The 19,972-nt window shown below is 35.0% G+C and carries 16 protein-coding genes; 2 read left to right on the plus strand and 14 right to left on the minus strand.

Annotation, left to right across the window (positions count from 1 at the left end):
• Nucleotides 1–52: 52 nt before the first annotated feature.
• The 3 genes from RBU59_RS08610 to RBU59_RS08620 form a co-directional block, all read right to left on the minus strand.
• Entirely contained in the window at nucleotides 53–1,360 is a 1,308-nt protein-coding gene (locus tag RBU59_RS08610) for a phenylacetate--CoA ligase family protein (protein ID WP_308147469.1), read from the minus strand.
• Nucleotides 1,360–2,853, minus strand: a complete 1,494-nt coding sequence (locus RBU59_RS08615) for a sodium:solute symporter family protein (RefSeq protein WP_308147470.1) — start codon at nucleotides 2,851–2,853, stop codon at nucleotides 1,360–1,362. Before RBU59_RS08615 ends, RBU59_RS08610 begins: the two co-directional genes overlap by 1 nt.
• Nucleotides 2,854–3,053: 200 nt before the next feature.
• Entirely contained in the window at nucleotides 3,054–3,329 is a 276-nt protein-coding gene (locus RBU59_RS08620; protein WP_308147471.1) for a DUF1294 domain-containing protein, read from the minus strand.
• A gap of 284 nt (nucleotides 3,330–3,613) precedes the next feature.
• Between RBU59_RS08620 and RBU59_RS08625 the strand changes: the two genes are divergently transcribed.
• Complete coding sequence (locus RBU59_RS08625) at nucleotides 3,614–4,141, plus strand: GNAT family N-acetyltransferase (RefSeq protein WP_308147472.1); 528 nt, start codon at nucleotides 3,614–3,616, stop codon at nucleotides 4,139–4,141.
• A gap of 108 nt (nucleotides 4,142–4,249) precedes the next feature.
• Here RBU59_RS08625 and RBU59_RS08630 read toward each other — a convergent pair whose 3' ends face one another.
• From RBU59_RS08630 to RBU59_RS08680, 11 genes are all read right to left on the minus strand, one after another.
• Entirely contained in the window at nucleotides 4,250–4,432 is a 183-nt protein-coding gene (locus RBU59_RS08630) for a hypothetical protein (protein WP_308147473.1), read from the minus strand.
• 254 nt (nucleotides 4,433–4,686) lie between these two features.
• Nucleotides 4,687–5,247, minus strand: coding sequence for a GNAT family N-acetyltransferase (locus tag RBU59_RS08635; protein WP_308147474.1), 561 nt, complete (start codon nucleotides 5,245–5,247; stop codon nucleotides 4,687–4,689).
• A gap of 161 nt (nucleotides 5,248–5,408) precedes the next feature.
• A complete protein-coding gene (locus tag RBU59_RS08640) occupies nucleotides 5,409–6,944 on the minus strand; it encodes a DUF5605 domain-containing protein (RefSeq protein WP_308147475.1) in 1,536 nt (511 codons plus the stop codon).
• Between the two features lie 25 nt (nucleotides 6,945–6,969).
• Nucleotides 6,970–7,809, minus strand: coding sequence for a carbohydrate ABC transporter permease (locus RBU59_RS08645; RefSeq protein ID WP_308147476.1), 840 nt, complete (start codon nucleotides 7,807–7,809; stop codon nucleotides 6,970–6,972).
• Between the two features lie 14 nt (nucleotides 7,810–7,823).
• On the minus strand, nucleotides 7,824–8,696 hold the full coding sequence (locus tag RBU59_RS08650) for a carbohydrate ABC transporter permease (RefSeq protein WP_308147477.1): 873 nt from the start codon (nucleotides 8,694–8,696) through the stop codon (nucleotides 7,824–7,826).
• A 360-nt stretch (nucleotides 8,697–9,056) separates the two neighbouring features.
• Nucleotides 9,057–10,397 carry an ABC transporter substrate-binding protein gene (locus tag RBU59_RS08655; protein WP_308147478.1) on the minus strand — a complete coding sequence of 447 codons (1,341 nt, stop codon included), beginning with the start codon at nucleotides 10,395–10,397 and terminating at the stop codon, nucleotides 9,057–9,059.
• A 334-nt stretch (nucleotides 10,398–10,731) separates the two neighbouring features.
• Nucleotides 10,732–11,751 (minus strand): LacI family DNA-binding transcriptional regulator, encoded by a 1,020-nt coding sequence (locus RBU59_RS08660; protein WP_308147479.1) that lies wholly within the window; start codon nucleotides 11,749–11,751, stop codon nucleotides 10,732–10,734.
• Between the two features lie 135 nt (nucleotides 11,752–11,886).
• Nucleotides 11,887–14,511 carry an alpha-L-rhamnosidase gene (locus tag RBU59_RS08665; protein WP_308147480.1) on the minus strand — a complete coding sequence of 875 codons (2,625 nt, stop codon included), beginning with the start codon at nucleotides 14,509–14,511 and terminating at the stop codon, nucleotides 11,887–11,889.
• A gap of 195 nt (nucleotides 14,512–14,706) precedes the next feature.
• Nucleotides 14,707–15,546 (minus strand): carbohydrate ABC transporter permease, encoded by an 840-nt coding sequence (locus RBU59_RS08670; RefSeq protein WP_308147481.1) that lies wholly within the window; start codon nucleotides 15,544–15,546, stop codon nucleotides 14,707–14,709.
• Nucleotides 15,546–16,445, minus strand: a complete 900-nt coding sequence (locus RBU59_RS08675) for a carbohydrate ABC transporter permease (RefSeq protein WP_308147482.1) — start codon at nucleotides 16,443–16,445, stop codon at nucleotides 15,546–15,548. The genes RBU59_RS08670 and RBU59_RS08675 overlap by 1 nt, the downstream gene beginning before the upstream one ends.
• A 192-nt stretch (nucleotides 16,446–16,637) precedes the next feature.
• Nucleotides 16,638–18,023, minus strand: a complete 1,386-nt coding sequence (locus tag RBU59_RS08680) for an ABC transporter substrate-binding protein (RefSeq protein ID WP_308147483.1) — start codon at nucleotides 18,021–18,023, stop codon at nucleotides 16,638–16,640.
• 205 nt (nucleotides 18,024–18,228) lie between these two features.
• Between RBU59_RS08680 and RBU59_RS08685 the strand changes: the two genes are divergently transcribed.
• Complete coding sequence (locus tag RBU59_RS08685; protein ID WP_308147484.1) at nucleotides 18,229–19,968, plus strand: sensor histidine kinase; 1,740 nt, start codon at nucleotides 18,229–18,231, stop codon at nucleotides 19,966–19,968.
• Nucleotides 19,969–19,972: the final 4 nt, after the last annotated feature.

Here is a 19,972-nt window from a genome sequence, read left to right on the forward strand (position 1 = left end):
TCTGCCTATCATGTGTATATTTATTATTAACCTCTAGGTAAACTCAAGCTTTTTAGCTTTCATTTCTTAAGTCCGTTACGCGCTTGGATTTTCCTTCAAAGCGCTGCAGGCTTCTTGGAGCAACCAGTTTAATATTAGCATCCAACCCTAGAACCACTTTTAAATTACCATGAATCTTTCTATTTAATTCTTCTAATCTAAAATAGGATTCAAGTAAAGTTTCGTCTACTAATTCTACTTTAATTTCCATGGTATCCAGATGATTTTTTCTATCTACAACAATTTCATAATGAGGTCCGATTTCAGAAGTTTTTAACAGTACTTCTTCAATCTGGGAAGGGAATACATTAACGCCTCTTATAATCAGCATATCATCCGAACGGCCGGATAAGTTCTCCATCCGTACCGTAGTTCTGCCGCATCTGCAGGAGTCATACATAAGTCTCGTAATATCCTTAGTTCTATAACGAATTAATGGGAGTGCTTCCTTGGTAATACAGGTAATAACTAATTCACCCTTAGAACCGGGGGGTAATACTTCACCTGTTGCCGAATCTATTATTTCTGGAATGAAATGGTCTTCATTAATATGCATACCATTTAGTTCCAGGCATTCTCCTGATACGCCCGGTCCCATTAACTCACTCATACCGTAATTTTGGGTCACTTTCATATCATGTCCCCAAAGTTTATACATTTCTTCTCTCATAGGTTCTGTCATTCCTTCGCCACCAAATAAACCTATTTTAACTTTTAAATCCGTTGCCGGATCAATCCCCATATTTTTTGCAACTTCTGCTATATGTAAAGCATAAGAGGGGGTGGCAACCAGCAGCGTGGTCTCAAAATCCTTCATATACATAATCTGTTTTTGTGTATTACCAGATGAAGTAGGACAGACGCTGGCTCCTAAGTTCTCCAACCCATAATGAAGTCCCAAAGCGCCTGTGAACATCCCATAACCAAAACAGATCTGTGCTACATCTTCTTTTGCAGCTCCGCCTAACACCGCAATTCTGGTGACTAATTCAGTCCATACTTTCAGATCTTTTCTCGTATACCCTACTACAGTAGGTTTCCCTGTTGTACCGGAAGAAGCATGAATACGTACCAGCTCGCTTTTGGGGACTGTAAATAAGCCAAAGGGGTAATTATCTCTTAGATCCTTTTTATTGGTGAATGGCAGATTCTTTAAATCATCCAGTGTTTGAACCTGTTCCGGTTTTATTCCTATTTCATCCATCTTAATACGATAAGCCGGAACCTTTTCATATACCCGCTCCACTGTTTCTCTTAACCTTGCCAGCTGAAGTTCTTTAAGTTCAGCTCTTGGCAAACTCTCTTCTTTTGCCCAAATCATTATAAATCAGCCTCCATGTTTTCGGATTTGTTAAAAATATATTCAATATGTGCTTGTTCATAAAGCCTCGTAACCAGACTTACAACATATAATACCGGTATGGGTATTATCATGGAACAAGCACTTATCGTCGTAATCATAGGACTGTTGATAGAATATTTTAAAACTCCTCCAGTCATTATAAGTATAGCGGATATTATACTCGCATACACACCCGTTTTTGTAGCATTTTTCCAATACAGACCCAATAAATACGGAGCCAGCATACAGCCGGACACCACTCCCCAGGACAGAGAATTCAGACTTAATATCGGGCTGTTACCTGTAGCCAAAAAATAAGCAGCAACTACAAATAGGATACAGCAGATCCGAAGCAGGGTAACTGTCTTTTTATCGTCTAATTTATCACCGGTTATAGGTTTAATCAAATCCATAACGAACGTCGTACTGGAGGCTAGCACAATAGAGGCCAGAGTTGACATGGAGGCTGCCAGAATAACGACTAACAGGATTCCGATAACGATCTTTGGAAGTGTATGATTAATTACCATTGGTACTATTTTATCATAAACCAATTTACCATTTACTGTAAATAAACTTTCATCATTTTTCAGTATTAATCTGCTCATGGTGCCCATGGTATACGCTCCTGTTGTGATGATTACTGCAAATATGGTAGAAACAATTTTTGCAGCGGGTATTGATTTCTCACTTTTTATGGTATAGAATTTGCTGACCATCTGCGGCAGTCCCCAAGTTCCTAAGCTGGTCATTATAACCAGAGATATAATAGGCAATACGGTGCCTTTTGTTAATGGTTTAATTAAATCCGGGTTTATACTATTTAAACCCTCTATACCATGTGTAATTCCATTCACTTCGGGTGCTGCCAATATAAAATAAATTAATAAGCAAACACCAATTATCATAATAATACCTTGAATAAAATCAGCAATGGAAGCAGCAAGAAATCCTCCGGCAAATAAATACAAGGCCGTGATTATCGTCATAATTAACATTATGACTCTTTCATTCATGTTGAATGTAATTTGAAACAGATATCCCAAACCTTTGTAAACAGAAGCTGCGTAAGGAACTAAGAAAATAAAAATAATCAGGGATGAGATAATCTTAAGTTTCGGATCTTTGTAACGAATGCCAAGAAATTGAGGCATAGTGGCGGCACCCAGTCTTTGTGTCATTTCTCTCGTTCTTGTCCCTAGTACTTTCCAGGCCAAATAGGTACCTAACAATGAATTACCGATTACAATCCAGAATGCACCAAGTCCAAAGGTCCATCCATTTTTACCTGCATGACCGATTAAAATAACCGCAGAAAAATAAGCCGTACCATAAGAGAATGCCGACATCCATGATGGAATGGAACGCCCCCCTAAAGCATAATCATCGACATTTTTTGTACGAGCTTTTGAATAGATACTAACCCCAATCATGATTGCTAAATAAACAGCTAAGCAGATTATGTACTCCATATACCTTCTCCTTATATAATAATTGTTACGCTTTGCTGTGTTACGGTTTAAAGCGTTTAAACATCACAGCTTTAGTGCGTTAAATTTATTATACCTTAGACCGGTAATGTTTTCAATGTGTCATTTACTTATCTACCATATAAATTTTTATGTAAGCATTCCTTCATTATATAATAAGATTTGGGTGTCACAATCAAATATTATATAGAGAACAAAAAAATAATCAGTATTACCTGTATAATCAATATTATTGGCATACCAATCACAAAACGGCAATGTTTCGTTTTATGATGAAAGCAAAACATTCCTAAGATGGAACCGAGACTTCCACCGATTACTGCTAAAGTAAAAAGTGTTTTCTCCTTTATTCGCCACTGATTTTTCTTGGCTTTCTGCTTATCAGCACCCATAACTAAGAAACTGGCAAAATTAATAGTGACAAAATATATGATACAAATTAAAAATAGTGATTTCATTTATTACTTTATTCCTTTCGTACCGTTAAATTTTTATAATTTATTTTCTTAAAATTCAATTTATCAAACTATTTATTATTTTAACTTGATGACTAAATAAAGTCCAGGCAAAAATTACTATAATTATTATTTCTTTTGCTTGTTATAATTTAAAAGATTATAATAAACATAACGGAAGTTTCTTTTCCTGCTTTTGATAGAAACAGGTATTAATTGTATGGCAGATTCAAAAAACCATTTTGTTTCCAATTGCCTATAGAATTCGAGAATAAAGGAGATAGAAGATGAAAGAAATAGAAACGCAAAGGCTAAGACTTGGCAGATTCAGACCTGAAGACTGGAAAGATTTATACGAATATCTCTCCGATGAAAATGTGGTAAGATTCGAACCTTATGAAACCTATACGGAAGAAGAAAGCAAACAGGAAGCAATTAACCGTTCCGTTAACGATGCTTTTTGGGCGGTTATATTAAAAGAGAATAACAAAGTGATCGGAAATATTTATTTTGAAAAGCAGGATTTTGATACTTGGGAACTCGGTTATGTCTTTCATACGGATTACCAAAGATATGGTTACGCTACGGAAAGTGCCCGTGCTATTATGGATTATGCCTTTCATAATCTTAATGCAAGACGTATAATTGCCAGGTGTGATACAAAAAACGAACCATCCTGGAAACTTCTGGAACGTTTACATATGAGACGGGAAGGCCACTACCGTAATTTAAGGTATTTTAAAATGGACAAAGAAAATAATCCTATCTGGATAGATGCTTACGAATATGCAATTTTAGCTGAAGAATGGAAGTAATGTATTTGAAACAAATGCTGCCTGACGGAAATAATTAAACAAAGGAGTTATTGCAAAAGCTGCTATATTTTGCAATAACTCCTGAAACTCTCATTAACAGATTAATCACTATCTTTTATCGGTATATTTATCCAGTTCTTTTTCTATGGCTGTTAATTCATCTTTTACAAGATCAAGTATTTTCTGCTGTCTTGACTTTATATCTTCCGGAACCGTTTTTAATTCTTCAGCTGTTTTGTCAAGCTGTTTTTTTTGCTCTGCAATAGTTTTCTGGATTCCTTCTATACTCATCACATATCCTCCTCTCCAGCAAAATACAATTATAAAAGGATTTATAATAAATCTAAACCAAATTTATTTATATTGTACTATAATATATTCCCGACAAATTAATTGTGTTCCCATCAAAAAGCATAAATAAATTATAAAATACTCTTTGTTAACATAAAATGGGCCATTGAGAAATTTTTTAATTTCAATGGCCCATACATGATAAAATTACTATATTATAAAATTATATATTTAACTAATGCATCCTTTCTTCCTTATTTAATCCTATCCTTGTCGTTTAATAAAACCATATGTATGTGATCTTCCCATTTTCCATTGATTTTTAAATAATTTCGCGCTATTCCTTCATTATAAAATCCCAATTTGGTTACCACACCTAAGGAGCATACATTTTTAGGCATAATGTTAGCTTCAATCCTGTGAAGTCCATAATCTTGAAACATAATTTCAATTCCCCTGCTTACTGCTTCTGTCATAAAGCCTTTATTGATTTCATCTCTGTCCAGCTTGTACCCAAGAAAGCAGGATAAAAAAACGCCTCTTACTATATTGGTAAATGCAATTGTTCCGATTACTTTATCAGCTTCTTCTTTCTTGTAGATCCAGAGCCTTAAGGACACATTGCGGTCCATATCCATTAAATCCTGTTCCAATAGTTTTTCCTGACAAGCTAAGGTATAAAAAGATTCCTCTCTTTCTGCTTCCCATTCTTCCAAAAAATCTTTATTTCTCCTGTAATAATCCAATACCTGGTCTGCGCTGGATTGATCCAGTATCTTTAAGCAAAGCCTATCTGTTTGATAAAATTTCTGCATATAATCTCCCCGGAAAATAATAAATAAACTTATTTTCAGTAATATAATAAATGTAGTGTCATAAAATAAATTATATTTTAGCACAAACAGATTCTTTAATCAATAACAGCAGAAATTGACCAGGTAATGGAATCTTTTGTCCACAAAAATAGTATAGTATTTTATTTTACCACTACACGTCGAATACGAACTGCCATATATTCTCTTCCCGGTAAATCAATAGTAAATTTCCCTTTAAATTTTCCGGCATTGGTTATGGTCATATTCCAGGTATCGAGGACTTCAACTTCATATGTATGTACATCGTCATAATAATATTCCCGGAAAGATGGTCTGTTAAAACCATAATAATATAAATAATAACCGCCATCGTAAAAAGGTACACTTTCCACTTTTGCTGCTACTTCATCCCACTTTGCTTCCATTGGCGCTAAGCCAAGACCAGGAGTTTCTTTTAAAATGTTTAATAAGAATTTAAACCTTTCCGGGCTTTCTCCATGTAATTTTCCGCCATGGGACCACCATAAAATACCATCTTTATTTAAATAAGTCTCCCCATGACCGGCGTACCCGCCTCTGCATGCTGCCTCCCAAAATCTTCGTACAAGTTCCTGTCCGCTGATATTTCCCCATCCATGCTGAATATTACCCTCATAGGCAATCTCATCTAACACAACAGGTTTCTTATAACGAATTCTCCATTCCTCCACATATTCAGCTGTTTTGTATATATCCTGGCGTTGTATGCTGCAATGGGTAATCCATGGCCTGGTATAATCATAAAATGGTTTGCAGTTATGAATGGAGCGCAAATGGTTATAAACATCTTTTTGGCAAATTATTTTTGCATAACGTTCCCAGTCTTCTATATTTTTATGAAACATTAAATCATATTCATTAGCTAGAGACCACCAGACATTTCGATAGGCACTGAATCTGGCTATGACATAATTCCAATATAAATCATCCTCCTCTTTAGTCATCATGCTAAATCCCCAGCGGTCATAAGGATGCATAACAATAATATCTGCTTCGATACCCAGATTCATTAAATCTTTGATCCTCTTCTCAAACAGTTGAAAATGTTTTGGGTTAAAACGCTTGTAATCCCAGTTGTTACCGGGCGCACAACCCACATATTCCTGAAAATTCTCTTTTGTTAAAACCGAATTATCACAAGGTGTTCCTTCATATGGATAACTGATTGGCTCATTAAAGTTATAATCATAATGTTTTGGGAAAATGCAAAAACGTATTTTATTAAATGCACTGTCTGAAAGTGTTTGTAAGGTTAATTTCTGTAAATCCTCCGATTGGAGACTCCATACATAACATGTAGTTCCCACAGGATAATACGGTCTACCGTCTTCATAAGCAAAATGATAAGTATTAGCTACTCTTACCGGCCCGTGATTATCCGGCTTCGGTGCTGTAACCATAAAAGACCCCTGGTACACTTCTTCTGAAAAACTTCCTTTTATCTCAAATGTATAAGTCTCTTCAAAAGACGGCATAAATCTTACTTTATAGATACCCTCTCCATCATAGAAACCGTCAACATACTTTTCTTCATTTTTGCTACAAAATCTTCCCTGAATATCATAGTCGGTGAACGGATTATTTTCAGAATGACCAGACACGGCCACTTCAAAAACATCCCACTTTTCTACCGTTGTTACATAATTTATCTCTCTCATTATCTCATCCTTCCTAGCTATACAATTATGATTTTACCGCTCCTGCCATACCCTCCACAAAATAACGCTGAAATATTAAGTATACAATTATTACAGGAATTACGGATATGAGAACTCCGGCGCACAAATATCCATAATCCGTTCCATGTTCTCCTACAAATGTCATCAATCCAACCGGTATCGTTTTTTTCGCATTATCATTGATAATGACACTTGCCAGCAGATATTCATTCCAGGTTGCCAAAAAATCGGTAATCAATAGAGTTGCCACCGCCGGTTTGGAAATCGGAAAAATAATTCGTATAAAAAGCTGCCACTTGCTGCATCCGTCAATATAAGCAGCTTCATCAATATCTTTTGGGATTCCGTTCATGAACCCTCTTAAAATCAATATTGCATATGAAATACCAAAACCAACATATACATAAAACAAACCAAAATAGGTATTAAGTAGTTTTAATTTACTATAGATTACATTAATAGGCACTAACGCTGCTTGCATGGGCAGCATCATCCCAATCAGAAAAAATATAAAAAGTCCTGTTCTGTGTTTAATTTTTAATCGGGTTAAAGCAAAGGAAGCCAACGCACCTATAAAGATCCCTAAAGGTACTTTTAAACAGGTTACAATAAGGTCATTTTTCATGTAGGTGAACAGACGGCCTTTTATTATTGCATTAATAAAATTACTCCAGGCAATTTTATCCGGCAGTTTAAAAAGACTGATTCCGCTGTAAAAATCCTGTTTACTCTTTAATGCCGTAGCAACTAAAGTAAACATGGGTACAATCCAAATTAAGGCTAATATTATCAAGACCAAATAATGTACAATCTTTTTTGCTGTTTTTTTCTGTTTTCCTTCCATTATTCTTGTCCTCCTTAATTTTCTTTTGCCGTAAATGATACATATGGAACAATAACTACCAACATCATAATAACCATAACGCAAGCCACTGCAGTTCCGGTTCCTACATTATTATACTGGAACGTTTGCGAATACATATAAGTAGATAACATCTGGGTGGAGTTGTTAGGACCTCCTCCTGTTAAACCTTGAACCACATCAAAAACTTTCATCGCCGATACTATTAATGTTGCAATTACAATTACAAAAGTTTCTTTCATTAAAGGAACTGTAATATAAAAGAATTTTTTTATGTCTCCGGCACCATCAATGGTAGCCGCCTCTAAAACATCAATTGACACGGACTGCAAGCCTGCTAAAAAAAGAAGTGTGGGCTGCCCCACCGCCTGCCAAAGGGATGCGGCAAATACTGCATATAAACTATATTTTGGATTGGAAATCCAACTTTGTGAGAAGTCACTTCCCAAAACTTTGAAAAATTGATTTATAAATCCGATATTAGGATTATAAATCCATCTCCAGATGATAGCTACTGCAATGGGCGCTATAACACACGGAAAATAAAAAAAACCCCGGAAGAACGTTCTTCCTTTAAATTGATTATTAAGCAGCAATGCAAACCCCAATGAAACGGTCATAGTCATCAGTATAGTCAATACAATCCATATTAAATTGTTTTTTAGTGCAGTAAAGAAAACTTTATCCTCTGTAAACAGCTTTAAGTAATTTTCCAGTCCGATAAACTTCATTTTCCCAATACCGTTCCAATTAAATAAACTGATATACAACGAATAGAAGACTGGTACAACGATTACGGAAAGATAAATAATACCTGCCGGAATCAAAAAGGCATATGCACTAAAATCAAATTTCTTTTCTCTTTTCATATTTTACACCCATTGCATATCGCAGGCAGGCCTGCGATACTGCCACAAATAAAAAGGAGTGAATGAATCACAGTGGAACCTTTTCTTTTCAAAATTTTCTTTCACTCTTATCTCCATTGCCTACCGCAAACTGGTCTGCGGTACTGCCTAAATAAAACAGATTGAAAGAATCATTACTGTGGCGTCCTTTCACTTTTATATTTTCTTTCAATCTTTTTTCCAGTCAGGTAAAGAAAGTCATACTAAATAACCCGGAAAATACCGGATTACAGGGATAGTGCAAAAAATCAAAACCGATTATTTGCAACCGTCCCTGTCCCAGAATGGATTTAGTTATTTTACTTTAAACCTCTAAAACCTTTATTTGTTGTTGTATGCTTCAATAGCAGCCTGAATATTGGCAGCTCCTTCTTCCGGAGTCATTTCTCCAAACGCCATCGCATCCTGTGCATTAAATAATACATCTGCAACTTCAGTGGGAAGAGCCTGATCGGTAATAGTAAAGGTTCCGTTCTTATTACTTGTATTAATTATCTGCTCTACGTTTGGTTGTCCTTCCGGCATAGAGGCTCCATTGAAAGGAAGTGGTAAATTATAATATTCCGCATATTTTTTAGTATTATCTTCACTATAATAATAATCCATAAATTTTATACAAGCATCTAATTCTTCTTGACTAAGATTTTTATTAAACTGAGTCATCTCAGCAAAAGAAGATAATCTGTTTGTACCACCGGATGGAAATGCAAAGGTGGAGAATAAGTTTATATCTACTCCATCCTGTATTATCTTACCATCCTGCCACTGACCTTGGATGTCCATAGCAGCGGTTCCTGAAGCCATATTAATCAGTGTATCATTAGGGTCAGCCGTTACAAAGCCTTCCGGGAAGTAACCTTTCTCACAGAATTCCTGATATTTAGCAAAAGCTTTTATAACCGCATCATTATTCCAGCTTTCCTGGAATGTACTTAATTTATCATGAAGTTCTGCACCCGCGTAATGCTCAATCAATAATTCTACAAATCTCATAACATGCCATCCATTAAGACCGGCAGTTGAAATAGGAACGATACCATTTTCTTTTAATGTCGCACAGGCTTGTTCAAACTCTTCAAAAGTAGTTGGTACTGCAATGTTATATTTCTCGAAGATATCTTTACGATAATATACTCCTAACGCATTGTAACTGGTAGGATATCCTGCTAAGGTATTGCTTAATTGACACAGATTTAGTGCACCTGCACTGAATTTGTTTGCCCAATCATGCTCTTTCGCATATTCGGTCAAATCATATGTAAGTCCATTTTCAGCATAAAAACCACCTAAACTTCCTCCCCAGTTGAACCACATAGATGGAAGAGTATTAGCAGTAGCAGCTACCTTACAAGTATTTTTGATACCATCGGTATCGTAATAGGAAGCAGTAACTTTTATATTACTATTAGCTGCATTAAAAGCTTCCACAATAGGATCTACTGCAGCCTGTCTGGTTGATAATGTCCAAAATGTTATTTCAACAGGTTCCCCGGAATTTGCCTCTGTACTGCCTGTTTGTGTTGTCTCTGTTTTGGATGACTCAGTTTCTCCCGTACTAACATTTTCTGTTGTAGTTGAAGAACCTTTACTGCACCCAGCTAAAAGACTTGAAAGTAACATAATGGCTACCAATAATAATGCTGTTATTTTTTGTGATTTCATGGTTGTCCTCCCTTGATAAAAGTTAAATTACCTCATATTATTTTGTGCGCACTTGATATCGATTCCGTTTAATTTCAAATTACCTCCCCGATAATTTAAATAACTAAACTTTATCTAAATTTAATTTAACATATTTTAAATTATATTTCAAGCATTTTATATATTTTATTAGTTATTACCATTTTTTATATTTATTTTTATGCATTTTGTACAGTTAATTTTATTATCGATATTAATAATGCATTGAATTCATTTTTAAAAAATTAAAAAAAGTAAATCTTTTTAAATAAATGATCTACTTTTTAAATTTCAAATATTAACTTTTTTTATTATCTCAAATTCTTTTAACACTGTTCCCAATTACAAATTCCGTATTAACTAATATATGAATTGACTCACGGTTTTTTTTCTTTATTCGATCCAGTAATCGTCCAACCGCTATGTTTGCAACATTTCCATGTAATGCTCTAAGAAAAGTAGGCTGGAAACCTAATATCGCGGCTCCTGGAATTTCATCAAAACCTACAATGGATACATCCTCCGGAATACGAAATCCACAACTTTGCAATGCTCTGGATACTCCTATGGTTACTTCAAAATTTTCTGCAAAGATGGCATTGGGAACATGACCTTTGTTCTTAATATATTTATACATGTTATCGTATATTTCCTGGGTAGTGCTTCCAATATCTAAAATTCGTTCATTTTCGATCTGCTGGAGCTTTTTTTCATTCATGAAAGCATTACATGCGCTTCTTCTTTCATACATATTGTAGAAGTTCTTGGAATTTCGCAGATACATAATATCTCTATAGCCATTATCATAAAGATATCTTAATCCTGTTTTAACTCCCTGCTGGTTATTTAATGTAATACTGTCGGTACGCAAATCCTCAAAATCCTGGTCACATACAACAAAGGGTATATTAAAACCACGAAGGCATTGATAATCCTCCAAAGTCATATAAGCAGCCCCCAGATACACACCTGCGACATCTTCCTCCTGGCATTCTTTTAATATTTTTACAAAATCATCTTTATTACGGTCTACAAATAACATATCCATTTTATACCCGGCTGCTCTGGCCCTTCTTGAGGCTTCTGCATATCCCATATAATGCCTTGCATTTTCATTTTCATCGAATAGACCGCTTTCCTGTAAGAAAGTATACATTCGTATAGTTTTTTCTTTACGGCTTTTCCAAACTTCTCTATCTTCTTCAGATTCTTTAACATAATTTAAAATTTTGTTCCGCGTCAGCTCATTTACACCGGGCTTATTATTCAGCGCCAGTGATACGGTAGCTGTGGAGACGCCCAGTTCTCGTGCAATATCTTTTGCTTTTAGTTTCATTATACCCACCTTACAAATTAGTTTAAATTTTTAAATTATTTAAATTAATTTTACAGGTTAATTTAAATTATGTCAATAAGTATTTAAAATCAAGATGAAGACGGGTGGTTACGAATAGTAAAACCTCCAATTTTCTTATTTATTCAATTTAAATTGAAAACGATATTCCCCGGATCCAACGTCTAATTTTGTATTTTCCTGATCAGGTAAATAAATCGTACCTACTGTATTAGCCGGTACTCTAACCAACATATCCACTGTATTATCTTCACCGATTTCCCATTTGCTTATAATTTTTCCATAAACGGATTCATACTCACAGGTTACATTTTGAATGCAGTCGTTTATAGATGGCTTAATAATTAAGTGTTTATATCCCGGATATTCTTCATCTATCTCAATTCCTGCCACAACCCTGTACAACCAGTCACCGATTGCACCGTAGGCATAATGGTTAAACGAATTCATATTAGGACTCCAGAAAGTATCGTCCGGTTTCTTTCCATCCCAATGCTCCCATATGGTTGTCGCTCCTTTTAATATCTGGTATAGCCAGGATGGATAATCCGTTTGCATTAATAACCGATATGCAATTTCACTGTATCCGTTTTTACTTAAAACATGGCATAAATATGGCGTTCCAATAAAGCCGGTTGTTAAATGGTAATTATTTTCTTTTAATAATTTTACTAATTTTTCTACAGCAAAATTGACCTCTTCTCCTTCTAAAAGACCAAATTCTAATGGTATAATTTGCGAGGTCTGAGTATTTTGCAGGATTATACCATCTTTCATAAAGGTTTTCTTAAAGTTCATAACTATGCTTTCATAAAGGTTTGAATATGTAATAACATCTTTCTCTTTTCTCAAAACTTTTGCGCATTTACATAAAATCTTCACTGTATTGGCATAATAAGCAGTTGCCACAAAGCTTTCCTCCGTAGCGCCACGGTAGCTTCCCTCCGAATGATCTAATGCAAGCCAGTCTCCTAATTGAGGACCCCAATCCCAGATAAATGGATTACCACTTCCGTTTTTATACCCATTCCGTATATAGGCTACATATTTTTCTATTGCCGGATAGGATTTTTCTAAAATCTGTTTATCTCCATAACAGAGATAAAGAGTCCAGGGGCAAACAGTAATTACATCTCCCCAGGCGGCGGAGGTTTGTTCAAATCCCAGCTGACATTCCGTTAAAAAACTCCAATCAGTAGGAAGAACATTAGGAACGACAAAGGGTATGGCTCCATTATAAAATTGATCCGCTTTTACATCCTCCAACCATTTTGTAAAAAAGGAATCTGCTCCAAAATTAAAACATGCCGTTCTGCAGAAAATCTGCGCATCTCCCGTCCATCCTAACCGTTCATCTCTTTGAGGACAGTCTGTTGGCACATCAATAAAATTACCTTTCTGTCCCCAGACCAGATTATGCCATAACTGATTAATTAACGGATTAGAGCAGGAGAATTTTGCGGTAGGTTCCATATCCGTATGAATAACTACTCCGGTAAAATTATCAATAGCCGCTTCTCCTGGAAATTCAAGGATTTTAATATAACGGAACCCCTGAAAGGTAAAATGGGGTTCCAACACTTCCACCCCTTTCCCTGTTAATGTATAGCAGGTTTCCTGCTTTGCGAGCCTGATATTATCAAAATAAAAATTACCATTACCGTCTAATACTTCTCCATGTTTTAGATGAACCTTATCGCCCTGTCTCCCAGAAACAGTAACTTTAACCCATCCGGCCATATTTTGTCCCATATCTATTAATGTTTCTCCGGACGGAGTTTTAATTATTGCTATTGGTTTGATTTCTTCTATCCGCTTGGTTCCCTCATTTATAGTTCCTACAAGATTCGCTTTGGTCCTGTTCAGGATAACTACCTTTTCCCAGTGTGTATCATCAAACCCATTGATATTCCAACCGTCTGGTTCTTTATTTCCATCATAGATTTCACCATCATAAATTTCAGAAAATAAAACACCACTGTCAGCCGTTTTCCAGGTTGCGTCCGTTACAACCGTATCTTCTGTATCATCTTCATAAGTAATCATAAGTTGAGCGATGGCTCCGATATTTTCTCCATAAGTATGTATCTGATGGTTAAATGAAATCTCACCGTTATGCCATCCGTCTCCCAACCTGATTCCTATCGTATTTTCATTTATCAGCAGTAAATTGGTTACGTCGTAACATTGATATTGTATGCGGTTATTATAACTCGTCCAACCGGGTGTCAGAACATAATCCCCTACTATCTGACCATTGAAATGCAATTCATATAAACCCATTGCGCTGATATAAATTCTTGCGGATTTTACTCTTTTTATCAGTTTAAAGCTCTTTCGCAATACTGGGCAAATGTCCATGCACTCTCTTTTTGTCTTCTTTTCTTTTCCGATCCACTCACCACTCCACAAATCAGGATCCAATATACCGGTTTCAAAATAAGAAATTTCGGTAGAATCTGCTTTTTCTCCATAATTATCAGTGATTTCAACGGAATAATAATACCTGTGGTTGGACTTTAGTTTTTCCCCCTCATAAGGTATATGTATGGAATCAGAGGAATTATCTTCTTTCCTCCAAATAGTAGTGCCCTCTATACCATCTATCACTGATAATACAAAAGATTTCTGTAAGACATTCTTTTTATCCGTCTTAATTTTCCAGCTGAATCTCGGTTTCTCAGTATCGATACAGTTAGGATTTTTTTTGTATTCACATTTTAAATCATATACTTCTAACATATTATACCTCTCTCTTATCTTAAATTTTATTAAAGGCTGCTGCAAAGTTTATAAATTATTTACTCATAAAGTAAATAAAATAAGTTTTGCAACAGCCTATGTAATTAAAAGTTTAGTAAAATCACACCTCACGATATGGCTAGCTACCTTGCCGTGTCGAATTTCCACCTACTATACCAGTCGTCCTGGATGTACTCAACCTTTAACAGCACCGGCTGCAACACCATTGACAAACTGCTTTTGAAAAATTAAAAATAAGGTTATTAATGGTAATGCACACAAGAAACAGGATGCAAATAATACGTTCCATTGTGCCGGATTTTCTCTATCACCTAAAAACTGAATCATAGCAACCGGTAAACTAAATTGCTCTGATTTCGTTATAAATACCATTGGGAAAAAATAATCATTCCATATCCAGATACCTTGCGTAATAACTACCGCCACCGTAGCCGGTTTCAAAAGTGGAAATACAATTTGTGCAAACCTCGTAAAAAGATTCGCTCCATCCATATAAGCAGCTTCCTCAATCTCCACAGGAACACCTTTCATAAATCCGGAGTACAAAAACGTTGTAAATGGCATACTGCAAGTGATAAACATAAACATTGGCGTAAACCTCGTATATGGAATGTTTAAAGAATTAAACATCTGTGCTACGGGAATAATAACCATCTGTGCTGGAATCACAAGACCAGCAATAAAAAAGTAATATAAAAATCTGCTTAATTTAGATTTCAATCTACCTATAGGATAAGCTGCCGCAGCTCCGATAATAACAATTACAATCAGTGAACCTGCCGTGGTAATAAAGCTATTAAAAAAAACAATTGGAAAATCCATTTTTTTAAAGGCTGTTCTATAACTTTCCATAGAAAATTCCATAAATAATTTTAAATGGGATGCCTGATTTCCAATTGTACGAAACGAGCTGGAAAATACAGTAATAAGTGGAGCTAATGTAATGATAGAATATAGGATAAGTATTACATGAATTAATATATTTCCCGGTTTGAATTTGTTTCTTGTCTTCATTACATTTCTACCTCCTTCTTATTCATAAAGATAAGCAAACAAATAGTAATTGCAATAATCAGTATAAATGCTACGACAGACAATGCTGCTGATTTACCCATCAGCTGCTCTGTAAATGCCAATTTGTATATAGAATACATTAATGTATTCGTCGCTTTTCCAGGTCCTCCATTGGTCATAATAAAAACATAATCATATGCTTTGAGGCCATTAATTATACTTAATACGACATTAATAGTGATAGTTGCTGAGATTAAAGGTATCTTAATCATTCGTATCATCTGCCAGCCACTGCAGCCATCGATTTTACCGGCTTCAATTAAGCTTGTATCAATTGTCTGTAATCCGGCCAGATATATAATCATCGTAGTTCCGATATGCTTCCAGATATCAACGGTTATAATTGCATACAATGCAGATTTAAAACCCGCTAATATATTAAACTTAGAACCGTCCATTCCTATATTATTCATTATGGTAGCGATCATACCATCACTTGGCATATACACATATGACCAGATAAAACCAATTACTATCGCGCTAAATAAGGTTGGTAAGTATGCTGCTGTACGGTAAATACCTTTCCCTCTTATATTGGCATTGAGCAATAATGCCAGTGCCAACGCAATAATATTACTAACAGCAACAAGAACTACGGCGTAAATAAGAGTATTGGGAACCGCATTTAACAAAGTGCCCTCTTTATACAAAGTAATATAATTTTTAAAACCTACAAAATCATAATTCTGGTCAATTCCGTTAAAATTAGTCATACTGTATCGAAATAGCTGAAATACAGGAAATATCCAGAATATAAAGTACATAAGAAATGCCGGCACTGCAAACCAAAACATTTTATTCGTCATAACCAGAGACTTATGCATTTTCTTCTTTTTCAATTTGCTCTCTCCTTTTCTATCATTCAACAACCTTGATGACAAGAAAGAATCTGGTTTACCAGAATCTAGCTGCACTGCCTTACAATAAATGAGGCAGATGCAAAATTCATATCTATATTACTTGTGGATAAATTCCAGGCACAAGTCTAAAATAGTAATTTTGCAACGCCTCCTTTAACTTAACCAAGTCTGTTATTCTGCAAGTAATTCTTCCATTTTGCTTTGCATACCTTTTGTAATATCAGGAACTGTTGTTCCTGCACCACCAATCATTTCACCAAATAATGCTTCCATTTCATTTTCAGTTCCGGCAGGCCATGCCTGATTACACCAATACCAGGAATTACCTTCAGAATATAATTTCATGAAATCACTGTATAAAGGATCAACTACAGCACCCTCATTGGTTGAAATGAATTTTCCGCAGCTTTCATATGCTTTGTAAAGATCAGATTGACCGTCAAACCAATACTCTAAAATCTGTTTGCATAAATCGGCGTTTTTAGATTCGGAATAAATAGCTGGTCCCGCACCGGGTGCACCAGCCGTATAGAGTTGCTGACCCTCGTCATTACCCGGTAATGGGAAATAACCTCTTTTAAAATCCGCTGCTCCGGTCGAATTAATTGCCTGCGCATTAAATGTACCGTCAAAAATCATAGCACTTTCGCCATCGATAAATTTTTGTATTGCCTGAGATGCACCTAATCCTAAAGAACCGGACTGAATATATCCGTTTTCATATAAAGAGCCATATCTTTCAAGTACTTTATCCCAGGTTCCTTCATCAGTGAATTTAACGGAACCATCGCGCAACTGATCATCATAGGTAGGATTTTTCGGATAAATCATATTAGCTGCCAGCTGATATAAACCAAACTGCATGACATACATATCTTTATCCCCCATAACAATAGGTTGAACGCCGTTATCTTTTAAAACTTTACATACATTTTCAAACTCACTCCAATTGGTTGGAACAGATAAACCGTATTGATCAAACATATTTTTATTGTAATAGGTACCCAAATATGTAACACCTGCCGGTATTGCATAAATCTTATCGTTATAAGTGAAATCTTTTACACCGGGTCCAACTAACTTGGCAGCATTTAAATCGGAGAGATCTGTTAAATAACCGGCTTTAGCTAAAGCAAAAACGGAGTTAACTCCAGCATACCTTGGCTGTACCCACATAATATCCGGTGCTTCTCCTGTAGCAAGCTTAGTTTTTAATGCCGTATAATATTGATCATCAGGAAGTTTTGTAACTTCAAGATTAACATTGGAAAATTTTTGCTCCACTAATCTTGTCATCTGATCTACCTGAAAATCTTCACCTTCTGTTGCTAATGTGCCTGAACACATAAAAGTAATTGTAACTTCTTCTCCAGCGTCTGTAGCCGTACTATCTTTTGAACCGGAATCAGCCTTTGATGAATCTGCTGTTTTAGTATTCGCTGCAGTTTCATTTCCTGTGGTAACGACGCTGCTATCAGATTTCTTACCACACCCAAAAAGCATAATTGCAGCCATAACGATAACTAATAGCATCGATAAAAATTTCTTTCTTTTCATACATTAATTCCTCCCTGTTTTTATTGCTGAATTATCATTGCAAAGTTATTGTAGCATAGTAGCAGTATATTTTTGTTGGATGTTATGGTATATTATTGTTGGATTTTTAATTCCATTCATTCTATAGCAATTACACAATGTCGGTATACTTTAATGCAGATTTATGATATATTATTTATATCTTTTTTCCGAAGGAGATATAATTTTGAAATTAAATAATAAATTTTTACTTATATTTATTACTATTTCTGTTCTGCCTATCGTTATAATTACTATTTTTGTATATGGGCGGTATACTGATCTTGTAAACAAACAGACCATTCAAGTTACTAACAGTATTGTTGATAATGCGGTAGAAGCTACAAAAGCCCATATTGATGCGGTGGATGGCATGACAGAAATTTTCCAGCTATATTCTAATAGTTCTTATAGTGTATTAGATGATATAAAAAAGTATAGAGAAAAGGGTAATTACACCGTATATGATTTATGGAAAAGTCGTAATAATATGCGGTTTTTATGTCAGCATCTGTTATATTCTAATAATTTTGTAAATGGTGTTTTTATCTTTACTCCAGGCGGAGAGAATATAGGTTATGGCTGGAATAATGGAATTGACATCCAAAACGATTACACTCCTTTTGAAGATTCCTGGTATAAAAAAACCTTAGAAAAAAAAGGACAGCTATATATTAGTGATTTAAGTAAAAAAGCCTTTATATTAAACTCCCAAAGATCCATTTCTTTTTCCAGAGCTCTTTATGATGTATATACAAAAGACTTTTTAGGTGTTTTACTGATTGACTGTTCACCGGATGTCTTTGATATAAGCAGCTCTAATACACTTCCAGGGCATGCCTTATTAACTGTTTCAAAAGAAAACGGAAATATACTCTATACTAACATTGATTCTGTAAAGGCTAGTTTTACCAATAAAAAAAACAATAAGAATATCAATGTAATTAAGAATACATTGGACAACCCCGCTCTAACAGTTGTTGCTGCCATTGATATGAAACCTATTTATAATGAATTTAACTTTACGAAATTTTTAATTATTGGTATTGCAACTTCCTGTGCACTAATATTCATTATTATATCTTTCTTCTTATCAAGATCACTTACCAGGCCAATCTCCGCTCTTAGTGATATTATGCGAAATCATAAAAAACACGGGTTGGTAACTGCTGATAAATATTTGAATTTACATAATGAAATTGGTGTGTTATACAATGAATATAATAATATGGTAGAAGAAAATAATCAGTTTATTAAAGAACAATACCACAATAAACTGATAACTCTGGATTCTCAGATGAAGTCTCTGGAAGCACAGATTAACTCACATTTTTTATATAATACTTTAGAATCTATAAACAGTATAGCAGAGATTGAGGAAATTGAAAGCATTTCCATTATATCCCTGGCACTTGGCAATATGCTCCGTTACAGCATCAATACAGAAAGCGAACTAGTTAATATTCAGGATGAGCTTAAAAATGTAAATGACTATATGTCGATCCAGAAAATTCGTTTTGACAACCGTTTCGAGATTATTTATGAAATCAATGAATCTGTTTTAAAATTAAAAATTTTAAAATTAATATTACAACCTTTAGTAGAAAATGCACTGTACCATGGCCTTAACCGATGCTCCATAGCCGGGAAAGTTATAATATCGGTTAATGTAAAAAATGAAATAATATTCATAGATATAACCGATACCGGCATGGGTATGAATGAGAAACAATTACGGGAAGTGCAGGAATCTTTAAGTAAACCGATTTTATTCACCGAACTTGGCCGGCGTGAAAAGCAGAGTATAGGGTTAAAAAATATCCATTCCCGAATTGAACTGTATTATGGAATCGGGTATGGATTATCTGTTAAAAGCAAGGAAAAAGAAGGAACCACGATAATGATTAAATTACCTGTACTAAAATAGGAGG

It is taken from the genome of Anaerocolumna sp. MB42-C2, assembly GCF_030913705.1.
Classification (GTDB): domain Bacteria; phylum Bacillota; class Clostridia; order Lachnospirales; family Lachnospiraceae; genus Anaerocolumna.